The organism is Candidatus Thermoplasmatota archaeon (genome assembly GCA_029907305.1).
Classification (GTDB): domain Archaea; phylum Thermoplasmatota; class E2; order DHVEG-1; family DHVEG-1; genus JARYMC01.
The window spans coordinates 1-15249 of the sequence record JARYMC010000008.1 but is presented as its reverse complement, the minus strand read 5'-3'; the positions used below and the strand labels follow the sequence as shown (position 1 = coordinate 15249).

At 37.3% G+C, this 15249-nt stretch carries 11 protein-coding genes; 9 read left to right on the top strand and 2 right to left on the bottom strand.

Translation table 11 applies throughout. The features are described 5' to 3' along the window. Positions 1 to 46 precede the first annotated feature (46 nt). The 4 genes from QHH19_01210 (at position 47) to QHH19_01195 (ending at position 8871) form a co-directional block, all read left to right on the top strand. Positions 47 to 4549 carry a pre-peptidase C-terminal domain-containing protein gene (locus tag QHH19_01210; protein ID MDH7516955.1) on the top strand — a complete coding sequence of 1501 codons (4503 nt, stop codon included), beginning with the start codon at positions 47 to 49 and terminating at the stop codon, positions 4547 to 4549. Between the two features lie 151 nt (positions 4550 to 4700). Further along, a complete protein-coding gene (locus QHH19_01205; GenBank protein ID MDH7516954.1) occupies positions 4701 to 5126 on the top strand; it encodes a hypothetical protein in 426 nt (141 codons plus the stop codon). A 267-nt stretch (positions 5127 to 5393) separates the two neighbouring features. Further along, entirely contained in the window at positions 5394 to 7103 is a 1710-nt protein-coding gene (locus tag QHH19_01200; GenBank protein ID MDH7516953.1) for a PKD domain-containing protein, read from the top strand. A gap of 97 nt (positions 7104 to 7200) precedes the next feature. Further along, entirely contained in the window at positions 7201 to 8871 is a 1671-nt protein-coding gene (locus QHH19_01195) for a hypothetical protein (GenBank protein ID MDH7516952.1), read from the top strand. Positions 8872 to 8959: 88 nt separating this feature from the next. On the opposite strand, the gene QHH19_01190 is transcribed toward QHH19_01195, so the two are convergent. Beyond that, the gene (locus QHH19_01190) at positions 8960 to 9580 is read right to left on the bottom strand and encodes a hypothetical protein (protein MDH7516951.1); all 621 of its coding nucleotides are present in this window, start codon (positions 9578 to 9580) and stop codon (positions 8960 to 8962) included. 180 nt (positions 9581 to 9760) lie between these two features. Between QHH19_01190 and QHH19_01185 the strand changes: the two genes are divergently transcribed. Continuing rightward, complete coding sequence (locus QHH19_01185) at positions 9761 to 10027, top strand: hypothetical protein (protein MDH7516950.1); 267 nt, start codon at positions 9761 to 9763, stop codon at positions 10025 to 10027. Positions 10028 to 10037: 10 nt separating this feature from the next. Here QHH19_01185 and QHH19_01180 read toward each other — a convergent pair whose 3' ends face one another. Beyond that, positions 10038 to 10661, bottom strand: coding sequence for a PAS domain-containing protein (locus tag QHH19_01180; GenBank protein ID MDH7516949.1), 624 nt, complete (start codon positions 10659 to 10661; stop codon positions 10038 to 10040). Positions 10662 to 11074: 413 nt separating this feature from the next. Between QHH19_01180 and QHH19_01175 the strand changes: the two genes are divergently transcribed. The 4 genes from QHH19_01175 to QHH19_01160 all read left to right on the top strand — a co-directional run bounded on the left by QHH19_01175 (position 11075) and on the right by QHH19_01160 (position 15156). Next, on the top strand, positions 11075 to 12385 hold the full coding sequence (locus QHH19_01175; GenBank protein ID MDH7516948.1) for a M28 family peptidase: 1311 nt from the start codon (positions 11075 to 11077) through the stop codon (positions 12383 to 12385). Positions 12386 to 12442: 57 nt separating this feature from the next. Further along, the gene (locus tag QHH19_01170) at positions 12443 to 13264 is read left to right on the top strand and encodes a carbon-nitrogen hydrolase family protein (GenBank protein ID MDH7516947.1); all 822 of its coding nucleotides are present in this window, start codon (positions 12443 to 12445) and stop codon (positions 13262 to 13264) included. A gap of 90 nt (positions 13265 to 13354) precedes the next feature. After that, a complete protein-coding gene (locus tag QHH19_01165; protein MDH7516946.1) occupies positions 13355 to 14215 on the top strand; it encodes a transketolase in 861 nt (286 codons plus the stop codon). 5 nt (positions 14216 to 14220) lie between these two features. Next, a complete protein-coding gene (locus QHH19_01160) occupies positions 14221 to 15156 on the top strand; it encodes a transketolase family protein (protein MDH7516945.1) in 936 nt (311 codons plus the stop codon). Positions 15157 to 15249: the final 93 nt, after the last annotated feature.

The window sequence follows — 15249 nt, the reverse complement described above, 5'->3', positions numbered from 1 at the left end:
ATATAAGTTAACATCCGTTAAGAAATATTGGTGGAGGTAAAAAGATATGAAAATTTTTAATATAAATAAGGTAGAAGCAATTGTTTTAACCGCGTTTCTTATTGGGGTAATGTTTTTAGCGCCAATAAGTGCATTGGAAATTAAACAAACAAAAACAACTGAAAATTATAATTTAGGAACCAGTACAAAAATCAACCCAAAACTAGAACAAATCACCAACGATCTAGGTCCCTTTGAACTAGATAGAACATATATCATGGAGCCAACCTTCCATCTGTCTTTAGAGGACAATGACGATGCAGGTTACAAAAGAGATGCTGGGAATGAAATAAGCCGTGCAGCTATTTTATATCCAAATGAAATGATAGACGATTGGCCAGGAAGGGGGAGAACAGGTAAACTTAGTTCAACTGATACTCAAGACTGGTATTCTTTCTCAGTATGTGCTGGCCAGAATATCGTAATAACACTAACACCCCCATCTGGTTTCGATTATGATCTCGCTTTATGGGATTTTGATACTTTAGAGAGAGCATCATCATCAAACCCTGGTAGCGCAGTTGAATCAATTAACTTTGCAGCAGATAAAACCGGCAAGTGGTATATGCAAGTAGAATATGTTAGTGGCGCAGGAACAGGGCAGTACTCTTTTACTATAAGTCTAGTTGGACAAAATGATGCAAACACAGGAGATGATGCTGGTGATGATTTTGCTGGTGCAACTCTGCTATCAAACACAGGTGTTTTCTATGGATTCCTTGATATGAACGATGAAGAGGATTGGTATAAATTCAACGTAAATGCAGGTCAAGGTATACATTTTAAGTTATCCATGAGTAAAACCGCCTTTTATTCAGATTTTGATATATCGTTATACAACCCAAGTGGTGTGATGGTGCATAGAGAAACATATTATTACGATGATGAGTTATTGTATCCAGCTGATGTATCTGGTTTATGGAGAATTAAAATAAACATTTTCCCTGGTTACACTAATATTCCTAACCCGACTGAGTGGGATTATTGGACCTATGGCTCAGGTGTGTATAAGCTTGAATTTATTTTGGAATCATCTGCTCCATCGCCACCAGGACCTATTCCACAGCCGCAGATAACACCAATAGCTCATACATTCAAAATAGCTAACGATCCAAATAGCAACAAAGATGATTTTGGGTATCTAGCTTCGATTCCTGCGTGCAACTATTTAGATGATGGGATGAGGTACCTTGCTCCAATTGTTTACACTGGGGATAACACACCCACTAACTGGTTTGGGACAGTTGAAGATACAACTAACTATCTATTAGATGACTGGAATACTTACCTTTCTTTGATGGGAAAAACACCTGTTTTATATAATGTACCTAGCGACCCGATACAAGCAGCGGCTCAGATTGCTACAGATAACTGGGCTTCATCAGATTTAGCTGTTGTCGCAGTTGATGGAAGCAGTTACAAGGATACTACCACAGAAGTGCTCCATAGAACAAGAACACTTATTCGTAATACTGAAGTTATAACAGTTCCAAATGATAGCGATAAAATCATGAAAATAGGTAGCTCGTATGTATACCCAATGTTTATTGGACCAAAATGGGGTGCCATAAACGTGTCTATATATGGATCTAATATTCCAAGTAGCATAACACCATCACTGATAGAGCTCTTCCCAAAGTTTATGAGCCTCGCGAACGACTGGTGGCCTGTTAATGACAATGTACCAAGATACGATATATACTATGGTGTTACAACAGCAGGTGTATGGGCTGCTGGAGTAGGCTCTATCACAGGAGACTGGGAGTTTAAAATCACAAAATATGCATGTCACAGATACAGAATAAAAGTTGACAATGCTGATTCTGTTCTAAAAGCAACAGTCACAACTACAACCCCATCAGATCTTCTAGTATTACTTGTTGACCCAGAGGGACATATCAGAGCACCTGATTACCCTGACTGGAATGGAGGAGAAATTAACCCGATACATGGATGGAACGGTATGGATACCGGTGACCCCGCGTACTCATGTGCTCCTTTTAGAGACTGGAACCCAGAACCGCATACAGAGTTTTCAGCTGAGGTTCTCCACCCTGAAAAAGGATATTGGACTGCTATTGTTGTCCCAAGAAACGCACAAGGCTCATCATCTATAAGATATACTATATCTGGAGAAATAAGGAAACTAAACCCGAAGCGCGCTGATGCAATTATCTCTGCTGCAAACGCTGCAGTCATTGCATCACAAGAACATGTTCCTCTGCTTTATGTTAAAGAAAATGAGGTACCAACAGCTACACAAAATGCGTTGACATCATTAGGTGTGGACAATGTTATATTTGTGGAGAGAAACGAGATAGGAAGCAGTGTGAGAGACGACCTACCAACTATTAAAGCAGATCTAAAAACAACACAGGAAATCATTGATTACATTAAAGCCTATCCTAGCTCTGAAAACTATATCACAATAACGTCGCTTAAAACCGGTGATGGATACTTTGCTCCAGCAGCTATGCTCGCTGCATACCATGGCTCACCAGTACTCAGAATAGAAGAAGCAAGCACTGAAATAGGTGACACTGGCATCAGCTCTGGTAACATAATAGTTGGAATAATAAACGGAAATGCTTATGGTATGGAGGCATCAACTGGTGAAATAATATGGAGTTACCCAAATGGTTGGACGCCACAGGAGCCACTAAGTTCAGTTAGACAAAACAGCGATAAAATATACCTTGGTTCAACAGATGATATGATCTTTTGTTTAGAGGGATCAAGCGGTGATATAGTATGGAACTATCCAACAGGAGATATAGAAACCACACCAATGAGTAACTCAGGGGGAAGCTTGTATCTGGATTTAGCTGATTCAACTGTTATATGCTCAGATAGCTTAACAGGGGAGATAAAAGAGGCTTTACCAATAAACAAAAAAGTAGTTAACCCTGCTGGTATGGCAAACAGGATAGATACCTGGGAGCTATGGGGTGGAGACTATTACCATGGTAACCGCGCACCAGGGCACCTACCGATACACACAGAGCCACTTTCGCCAATGGGACCAGGCAAGTTACTATTGGAACTATTAAAATATCTTTTATCGGGCGGTGAGCAAGGTGAACTACCACCATTAGGTATGGACGCAAAAAGATACTGGAACGAAGAGATGTACAACGGTGTACATGACTGGATTAAAGGCTACGGATTAGACTTAGATGGGCAAGAGGCTTACGCTGTTGTAGCACCAAGAAAAGACATACGCTTACAACTACATTCCGTTCTGATGGGAAACAACTCATATGCTGGTCATATACCTGGTACAACACCTGCTTTCTCAGCAGACTTAGTTGCAAGAACCATACTATACCCAGCGCTGATCTATGCGAATCCAAACCGTGATGTTACGACCACACAGTTCATGAACTACCCTGATGGTGATACATGGAAAACAAACGATGGAGTAAACCATCAAGTATACTCATCTAGAGAAGTTAAAAAAGCGTTTATGTCTCATAACAGAATATTTGACGGCCATTGTCTATGGGATGCGCATCTTGAGAGAATCAACGATGGTGCAAGTGTAATGTATTATTCAGGTCATGGGACAGGAGGAAGCGGGATATCAGGTCAATATATACAAACTGATTTTTCAGTTTATCCAGATCAGATATGGTACGATGCATGGAGAGGATACATGTATGACAATTGGAAGACACCAAGAGAAAACGGTAGAAGATGGTATAACCCAGAGCCGCCAAACCTATACGATATAATCCACTATAAATGGGTTGATCAATTAATGGAAAACCTCAGAAGCCTTGCAGTATTCTACATGTCCTGTTCAACAGCACGACAATTTGGCCCAATGATATATCTCGAGCATGGTGCAGTGACATGGTATGGTAATGCAGGATCAGGATTATGCCCAGAGGCAGATTTACAGGATGATGAGTTCTTCAAAGACACTATGATAAATGGGTTGTCCATAGGTAAAGCGTTCTCAAAACAAGTATGGCTGCACTACAGAGACTTTACAACTGGCGACCCGACATCAATGTACGGACCATCATCAACATATGGTGGTGACGGTGTAACAACAATACAATGCATATATGGGGATCCAGAGCTTATAATATACAGCCCAGAATGGACAGCACCAACACCAGTTGACTCACCACTAAGAGGGCGCAACGAAGCACCAAGTACACCAATTATAACAGGCCCAACAAATGGAAACACAGGAACATCATATGATTACACATTTGTATCAACAGACCCAGAAGGGGATGATGTATACTACTACATCAAATGGTGCCAAGGTTGCTCTGCAGGAGAATGGATCGGACCATACCCATCAGGTCAACAAATAACAGTTAGTCACTCTTGGTCTGAACAGGGAACACATACAATAAGTGCAATGGCAAAAGACACCTATGGAGCTGAGAGCGACTGGGGTTACCTAGAAGTCACAATGCCTATCGATCTAGTAGTATCAACCAAATCAAATATACTTGTATTAAAAATACTCAAACAAAACACAAAAAACTAAAAAACAAATCTTTTTTATTTTTTCATTTTTTAATTGTAAGATATTTGTTACACAAAATTAATATATATATTATTATATTAAATTATTGTTATGCTGCCGATAGCGATATAGAAATACTTGAGTGAACAGGCGGAGGAGAAAGAAAAAAAGAATGAGAAACAACATTTTCGTGATTGGAGCAATTGCATTATTTCTAGCAATGACATTGATACCGGCTACTACAGCAACCATCAAAACACCAGAAATAACATCCAGCGAAAGTAAAACACTACTAGGAGAAAAACAAAGCTGGAGCATGGCACGTATCTTTGGATTATATCCTGGTAATTCTCCTGGTACAATTATTAATGTAGAAAAGCTAGAATGGGACTCAAAAATCAAAATTGGCAAAAATTATCTTTATAAAAACTTACGTATAATCGGCGAAGCTGAACCGGGCCCTTCTAGGAATTCTGAACTTACTATAGGTATAATTTGGCCTTTTATATCGCCATTACAACCCTATACAATAGTATCCATAAATGCTAAATCATTTATAAATTTTGGATTTGAATTAAAAATATACGATACACAGTAGTTTAAAAATATAACACAAATTTATGGGATAGGTCTTGATATAAGATATAACTATCTAGAATAAATAAGAGTTGAAACTTAACACCGATCCAAAAACATAAGATGAAACATCTTAATAAAAACCCTCTTATTTATTTTAAAGAAGAGTTGTATTTCAATTATAAATATGATGTTATAAATCAATAAAAAAGAAAGCTTAATATCAACTATATTTCATATCATAATATAATTTTTTGATACGAGGGGTAGAAGGAGGATAAAAAAAATTATGAGAACGAAAAAATTTAACAAGCAGATGACATGTTTTTTCATACTTATCCTAATGATTAGCACTACCCTTATAAATGCATCAGCAGAAACAAAAAATGATGGTATAAAAAAATGTTTTCTCGACGAAGCAGAACTACCAGACTGGTCAATTGATAACTTTTGGGTATATGACATGAATTTTGATTTCAAATATTCGAATACTTTCACAATAAAAGGTGTCATTAAAAACATGAAACTTGTTGTAGTAGATATAAACGAATCTGCAGATCTATACACATTGAATATAACTGGAAAAATAGATGCATCATTGAATATTTTTATTATACCTGCTGGTAATTATAATGCAGATTTAGTTGGAGTAGCACATATAACTATTTCAACCTTAGCGATAACTGATTTCCATTTTTTTTCTTCAGGAGAGTTTTCTCTTTTTGCAACAACTGTGCATATCAGCATGACCTTTACACCACCTTTTGATTTCTTCGATTTCCCTATTAGATCAGATGAGGAGCCATGGCCTGCTGAGACCTATGGTCGGATTAATGGTCATATCAAAGTTGATTCTATTTTTGAGAGGGATTTTGGTGCCGAGGGTCCTTTTGAGAATGAAACTATAAGTTTTGTTAGAAGAGAGGATGTGACTGTTCCTGGTGGTAGCTACAACTCGTTTTTGATATCAGGTAGCACTGGCCCAAGTCATGGTGGAGAATCATATCTATGGTATTCCCCAGATGCTGGTTATCTTGTTAAAGTAAAAGAGAAAATCTATAATTGGCAAAGTATAGATGCTACACTTGATATGCCACTGAAGGCTACAAACTATAACCCAGGTGATAGACCGCCGAAAAAAGTAAATATTTTTATGCATGAGATATATAAAATTGATGATATCGATTATTTATCAGAACCTGAATGGTATTATACGGTGAAGGTTATCTCTGGTAACATTATTCAGACACAGTCTAATTATAATACGGATGATGATACGTATGATGGGGATTGGATTAGCAAAGATATTTGGAATCCAGATAAGAATCATGAGATGTTTGCATATAGCAGGTATGTAACTGTTGAGATTCAGGTTTTAGACTACGATGGTTTCTGGAGTGAAGACGATGTAGCAGATATCAGCAGCGATGAGGTTAGAAGAACTTTCATTGGGGTATATGATCTGCTTGAAAACGAGCTCATGGAGATAGGTGGTGTAACAGATTATCTTGTTCAATCAGGTGATTGGTATCACACCAATGGTGAGCTCCCACCAGATAGTAGTACAAACGTGGATGAGGATGACGCTGGTGTGTTGTTTGCTATTTCTGATAACTACGAAGCCCCCGAAAAACCTGCTAGACCAATAGGGGAATTAAATGGCAAAGTCGGTAAAAAATACACTTACTCTACCATCCTCTATGATCCTGATGGTGATCAAATGTACTGTAAATGGGACTGGGGCGATGGAACACAGAGTGATTGGCTTGGTCCATATAATTCTAACGTGGGAGTAGAGGCAAATCATATCTGGAATGAACAGGGTAGTTATCAGATAAAGGTAAAAGCAAAGGATGTTTATGGTGCTGAGAGCGAATGGTCAGAGCCACTTAGCATTAGCATACCAAGAAACAGGTTCAAGGTGCGTCATATGCTACTGGATTTTCTTGAGCTCATCCAGAGCGCTTTTAGATTAATGAGACATGTATCTAATGTATAAAAAGGTTTGAACACCTTTTTTGATTATTATTTTGTTTATATAAATCAAACGAAAGTATTATAAGTTAACATTTGTTAAAAGAATTTGGGAGGTAGATATGAATAAAATAAAAAAACCTATTTTGTTAGCAATAACCTTGGTTATTGCTGGGCTGGCGATCGCAGTTTCTGCAAATGCTGCGATACAAACACAAACACCTAATGAACAAACGTTTTTTGTAAACAAAAACCCGAACGTAAATATCGCAGGGATGGATATCGGTCCATCAGCAGGAGTAAAAAACATAGTAATTAAACAACAAGGTAAAAGTGCAGTTCCTGTTTTTCCTGGTTATCATCCTGCTGTAGCAAGTGATTCATTAGGTTACGTAGTTCTCGGTTTTGAAGACGACACACCTAATGTTTGGTTTACCGCATCAAATGATGGTGGCCAAAACTGGGTAGGTGATGCAGTTGCTTGGCAGATAGAACCTCCACCAGAGCTGCCAGATGTTGATAGCTGCGGTGATGGAAGATTCATAGGTGGGATGGTGCCAAACTGGGATGCATCCAGTGGTAGTGAACTATACAAAGTTCAGGTTACTGATCCGATGGAGTTAGAGACTGGATACGAATGTCTATATTGGGTTTGGCAAAATGTTGGATCTGGTTATACCAACTTTGATGCAATCGCTGTAGCAGGATACACAGCTGAAGACCCAGATGAAAACACATGGGCTTTTGGTGGTCATACAATAATCGGGGATCACCCAGAGTCTGGTACTAATACGCCTTTCTTCTCCTACCAGTTTGATTCCACAGGTTACGCTTGGATTTACCGTTGGACTGGCCTAAATGGAAGCACATCCACTTCTCATGATATCGACCCAGGGAATCTGTATTCCTATGCAGCATGGAATTTCGACAACGCCGGTGACAAAGATATCTACATAGCTGTTTTCGACTTTGGAACATGGGAACCATACAGTGGATACGTAATACATCCTGATGTAACAGATCTAACCATAGAAGCCACTGGAAATGATGAATACATCGATATCTCTGCGTTAAACGACAACATAATTGTAGTGTCTCAGAGAGCCGGTGACATAGTAGCTTACTACTCCACAGATGGTATGAATACTGTAGCTGAATCACTTATAGAAACATCAGCGGTAAACCCAAGAATTGTACACACTGGTGACCTTAAAGCAACATGTATATTCATAAAAGAAGGCAGTGTTTACTATTCAACCACTGGAGATGGTGGAGCAACATGGAGTACACCTGAAATAATTGACGAACCAGAAAACACAAATGTTCCAGGGGAATACAAGGCAGCTGATGTATGTGGATACGGCGCTGCATGGATGAACTCAGACGATGGAAACATATATTTTGCAAGTGTAGGAGGCAATAATCCACCAAACAAACCAACGATCAACGGACCAACAAAACTAAAACCAAATAGAAACTATGATTTCACATTCACATCAACAGACCCCAACGGAGATGATATATACTACTACGTCGACTGGGGCGATGGAACCAATAGTGGATGGCAAGGACCATACTCATCAGGATACGAATTAAAACTTACACACAAATGGACGACAAAAGATAAATTCACAATAAAATGCAAAGCAAAAGACACCTATGACCTACAAAGTGGTTGGGCAACATTAGAAGTTAGTACACCAAGGGTAGTAACAAGACCGATGTTACTACAAAGACTGCTAGAAAGATTCCCACACGCATTCCCCATACTAAGATACATATTAGGGGTTTAAAAAAATAAACCCTCCTCTTTTTATTTTTTTAAAGATAAATAAAACGCATTAATTTTTCATCTTTTTGAAAGCTAGAAAAGATTTACAGTTACTTGCAAACAACAGTTCCTTTAATAGTCACTTGTCTACTCTGCAGATGCCCTATTTTCTCATTCAACATATTTAAAACCAGAGGCGTGCCATATAGAGTATTAGTCTCAACTGGAAAACTACATGTTCCTCCACCGCCATCAACATTAATTATCGGGGGAGACGTAGGAAAATAATAATATGTAGTAGTTAACATCCATTCAATAGAATCACCCCACCTGCAGTCAGGTACAGTCGTGTATAGATATCCTTCTGCAAATTCCCCGTTATCAATCTGTTTTACAGATGCACCTCGAACCCAGAGAGTCACATAACCATGGTCAAACCATCCTCTGCAATCTATGTAATAATACGCCTTAAATTCTACATCTCTTCCTCCAAGAGGAACGTTTATTCGAATGTTTTGTTCAGCGGTTGATCTTACTATAGCTGTATCAGGATTGCCATTGCCAATTATGAGCATTTCCCCTACAAATATGGGACCATAATTTGTCATCTCTACCTCTGAATGTTTCTCAAAATTTGTTTCAATTCTAGTTTTTGAAATACTGTTTGCTCCAGATGCAGTAGTTAGTATAATCATCGATGTTAAAACAATACTAACGATTATTTTTGACATATCCATTCCAACCACCAAACCTAGTATAATATATTGTTATATAAATATATTCATATTTTTAATAAAAAATAATTAAATATCCGTAGATTTTTAGAAAAAATAGACATAAAACAATTAACCATCAAATTAAGTCTACATTATTAAAAAGTTTTATAAACAGCCAAACACTGACAACAAATCATGAATCAATTACCAAAAGCCCAATTGACTATAGCGTTGTTAGCATGTTTTACAACTGTGGGTATGTTTCAGCGGGTATTAACTGCTACAGACCAGTTTTCTGCTATTTTAAATCTCATTGCTCAGATAGTAGCTATAATAATTCTATCGATTGTTATACTAGGATTGCTGGAGTGGGTAAAAATCTTTGATCTTAAAACAAACGCTGTATTGACATTGATAGTTGTGATAGCGATTAGGTTAACATACGTAATTGTTATAAAATAATCTGTAAAAACTATTTTTTGTTTTTATTCAATTTTTCTAAAAGCAATCTAAGCTGTTTCTCATTTTCGCGTAATGTTTGTTCAGCTATCTTCTGGTCTGTAATATTTTTCATTATTATTGTGACGCCAACTTTTCCGTCTTCAAATGTTGTTGGTACAACCCTGACTTTAAGAAAAGTGGGCTCCTCATTAATCTTAAAACTAATGTCTTTGCTACAATGGTTTCCATTGAAGGCTTCTCTTATTTCTGACATGATGTCTATTTTATTGTCAAATTTTTTAGCAAACAAGTCTTCGATATTTTGGCCTATTAGGTTTATTCTCTCCATGTCTATGAAATCAAGGAAGGAGTCGTTTATCATTATTATTCTCATGTCTTTATCTATTATTAATATATAGTCTGAGGTGAGATCTAGCATGGTTGGTATTGGTACCCTACGGGATGGAAAAAAGACTTTGGCTGGGCCGAATGTTATCATCTCTACTAGTCCTGATGTCCTCATTATGTCTAGGTATTTTGCTACTGAGTTTCTGTTTATTTTTATTTTTCTTGATATATCTGTTACGGTCATTCCTTTTGGGTTATCTTTTAGTATTTGTTGTATTTGTGCTATCTCTGTTTGATAGTCATCCATTGTTTTGGTATTGTTTGTTATCTATTTATGCATTTCTTTTTTGATAAGCTTATTTGCAATGCATAAAGCAAAAAGTTTATATAATATATAATACATATTGGTATTGCAATGCTTTAATGCATTGCATAGGAGTGTAGGGGTAATAATGGATGGAACTCTCTCTAAAAAAACATTATCAACTCATTCTAAACAATTCAGCTTCCAAAAAATACCTATCACTCCCAACCTTTTTATATCCATCCTCCTAGAAAAACAAGAGGTGCCTCTAAATCGCATCCCATCTCCACTTTTTAATATATGATAAAAGAGGTGCCTCTCACAACATTTCTTAATAAAAAATAGAAAAAGAATTCATTAAAGACAGATAGATATATAATATTTGAAAATTATACTAATAATAGCAGATGATCTAAATGATAAAATCAACTAAGAATCTTTTGATTTTTATTACAAATATATTATTGATTTCTGTGTTGCTATCATCCACAACATTTTCAGTCGCTGAGGTAACAACTACAAATAGCTCAAAGCCAGTTATAGATCCTAAAATTGTAGGAATAATTGAAATGGTAAATGAAACCATCTTAAGAACATACATACAGGAATTGGTGAACATTGGACCCAGAGTTACCGGCACATACGGTTGCGAGAAAGCAGCAGAATACATATACCAACAATTCAAAAATGCAGGATTAAAGACACGATATCAGTACTGGCAATCATTAAACAATAGAATACCCCTAAGATTTTTGAAAGACAAAAATGTTGAAGCAACACATTATGGAACTGATCAAAACTCCAAAGAGGTTATAGTCTTTAATGCACATTATGACTCAGTAAAGGTTTCACCTGGTGCAAACGATGACGGATCAGGTGTGGCAGCAGTACTTACTGCAGCATATATACTGAGTAAATTTGAATTTAACAGAACCATCAAATTCGTCACTTTCTCAGGTGAAGAACAAGGGCTCCTTGGTAGTAGAGCATATGCTAAAGAAGCATATGAAAAAAATGAGGATATTTTAGTCGAATTCAATGCAGACATGATTGGGTACGCAAAAACTGCTCAAGGAGGAAGGAATGTATCCTTATCCTTTACACAGGATGCAAAATGGATAGTAGATGAAATAAAAAGCGTAAATGATAATTATGGCATAAATTTTAATGTTAAAAAAGGATGGGAAATGAAACCTGGAGGACCAAGGATGGGCAGTGACTTTCATGATTTCATTTTATACGGATATGAATCAGTAGCATTCTGGCAGAGTGAATTCGATGCAACCTATCATCATAATGAGAATGATACTATAGAACATGTAAACTTTAGTTATCTTATAAATGTAACAAAAATAATTGTTGGCTCATTAGCCCATCTGGCAGATATGAAAATATCATACCCACGTATAAGAATCGAAACGCCAAAGCATGGTAAATTGTATTTTGAAGATAGAATACTCAAAACATTCAGATATGACAAAACAATCGTAGTCGATGATGTACTTATACACGCAGATGTAAAAGAAGGGGATGCACCTATAGAAAAAGTTGATTTTTACTATGATAATAAACTAGTTTTTACCGACACAACAAAACCCTATCACTGGAGGATAAATAAATTATCATTTAGGAAACACAACGTTAAGGTAGTAGTTCACGATGAAATGGGGAGAAACGCAAGTGATGAGATTAATTTATATTTTATTAACTTAAATAGGAAACGCTAGTGTTTTAATCAACAACATTATAAAAATATTCGTTATACGTGTTTTCTGGTTGTAGAAATGAGAGTAGCCATAGTTTCAATGAGACCAAAGATTGCTGATAAAAAATCTAACCTGCAAAAAATGAAGAATTACATTACTAGAAAAAAAGCAGATCTTTATGTCTTTGGTGAATTGTCACTCATTGGTTATCATTGTAAGGATGAAATTAGAGACCTAGCAGAACCAATAGATGGATCATCAATACAATATATGAAAAAGGTTGCAAAAGAAAAAAAATGCTACATCGTTTTTGGTATGCCCTTAAAAGACAACAAAGTAGAGGGACTTGTACATAATTCCTCTGTTCTTGTCCACCCAGATGGAAATGTTGATACTTACAATAAATGGTTTTTACCAACATTTGGTCCTTTTGAGGAAAAGATATATTTTGATGAGGGAAATAACCTGAAGGTTTTTGATACAAAATTTGGTAAAGTTGGGTTGCTAGTATGCTATGATCTGTTTTTCCCTGAGATTTGTAAAGCCTATGTGCTTCAGGGAGCTGATTTTTTGATTTGTATATCTGCCACGCCCTCTGTTAATAGGAAATATTTTGAGGCTTTGTTGCCTGCTCGTGCTTTGGAGAACACAGCGTTTATGATATATGTGAACCTTGTTGGGGCTCAGGAGAATCTTGTATTTTGGGGAGGGGCTCAGGTGCATAGTCCGTTAGGTAACTTGATTGCAAAGGCACCATATTTTAAAGAAAGCATGATAGTATGTGATATAGATTTAAAAGACATCGAAATAGCACGAGCTAACCGCCCTGTGCTAAGAGACATCAGACCAGAGGTGTATCATGATCTTTATGATATATCACGTTATCATACAAAAAAGTAGGTTTAGTTTAAAAAAATTACAAAAAGTATTTACCTGGAAAATAGCATACGGGAACTCCATTACCCTTTGTTTTTTGTTTGAGGGGGAGCGATGAAGAAGAGTTACGACGATGCCACAATTAATAAACTAAATCTGATGGCGGTAAAGATCAGGAAACATATTATTGAGATGTTGTATAGGGCTAAATCTGGTCATCCTGGTGGGTCTCTGTCAGCTGTTGATGCTATTGTTGCATTGTATTTTTTTCATATGAGGCAAAACCCGAAAAAACCATGTGACCCTGATAGGGATCGTTTTATATTAAGTAAGGGGCATGCTGCACCAGCGTTGTATGCTGTGCTTGCAGAGTCTGGTTATTTCCCTGTCTCTGAGCTTAAAAGACTTAGGGAGATCAACTGTAGGTTGCAGGGTCACCCTGTTTGTTTTGATATTCCTGGTGTGGAGGCTTCTACTGGTTCTCTTGGCCATGGTTTGTCTTTTGCTAACGGTGTTGCCCTAGCCGGTAAGCTTGATAAAAAGGATTATCATGTTTATGTGATGCTTGGTGATGGTGAGACTGATGAGGGGCAGGTTTGGGAGGCTGCGGCTGTTGCTTCTCATTACAGGCTTGATAACCTGACGGCGATGATTGATCGTAACTTTTTACAGATTGATGGTAACACGGAAGAGGTGTTGCGTCTTGAGTCTGTGAGGGAGCGTTGGAGTGCCTTTGGTTGGTATGTTGTTGAGGTTGATGGCCATGATATTAAACAGATATTGGATGCATTAAATGAGACAGATGCTCATAAGAATCAGCCTTCTATGATTATACTTAATACTGTGAAAGGTAAGGGTGTTTCTTTTATGGAGAACAACGTTGATTTCCATGGTGTGCCACCAAATGAGATGGAGTATCATCTTGCTATGAAAGAGCTTGATCTTCTTGAGAAGAAACTGGAGGCTTACACTTGAAGGAGATGTATAACCCTCGTAAAGCCTATGGTGAAACTCTTGTAGAGCTTGGTAAAAAATATCCTAACCTGGTTGTGCTGGATGCTGATTTGTCTAAATCCACTAATACTATTATGTTTGCTAAAAAATACCCTGAGCGCTTTTTTGAGATGGGTATAGCAGAGGCGAATATGATAACGACTGCTGCTGGTCTTGCATCCTGTGGCAAGATACCTTTTGTTAGCACGTTCGCTGTTTTCGCTACTGGTAGGGTGTATGATCAGATAAGGATGGATCTAGCATATTCTGAGATGAATGTTAAAATTTTTGCTACACACGGTGGGATAAGCGTTGGTAAAGACGGTGCTAGCCATCAAATGATAGAGGACCTAGCATTGATGAGGGTTCTCCCAAATATGATTGTTCTCGCACCAAGTGATGCTACACAGACGAGAAAAATCGTGGAACTAATGGCTGAGACAAAAGGTCCTATGTACGCTAGGGTGGGACGAGCAGATGCGCCAATAATCTACAAAAAAGAGGACATGAAGAACATAAAAATTGGCAAGGGAGTAATAGTAAAAGATGGAGACGATGCCACTATAATCGCATGTGGGACAATGGTTGACCCAGCATTGGAAGCACAAAAGATATTATCGAAACAGGGTGTAGAAACACGTGTTATAGACATGCATACAATTAAACCATTGGACAAAAAACTTGTATTAAAAGCTGATGAGGAAACAAAAGCAATAATCACTATAGAAGAGCATTCTATAATCGGTGGTTTGGGTAGCGCAGTAGCAGAAACACTTGCGGAAGAAGGATGTAAATGTAAATTTATGAGGATGGGTATAAAGGATGTTTTTTGTGAAAGCGGGGAACCAAAAGATCTACTTGAAAAATACGAGTTGAACGAAAAATATATAGTAAAAAATGTTAAACAAATGCTTAAAAAATAAATGGCTCATGTCCGTGAGTTGTCGGATAGAATAATTTCAAACCATTGATCTTTTTCATTCAGCAGGAAGGCAAGAAAATCAAGATACCCTTGG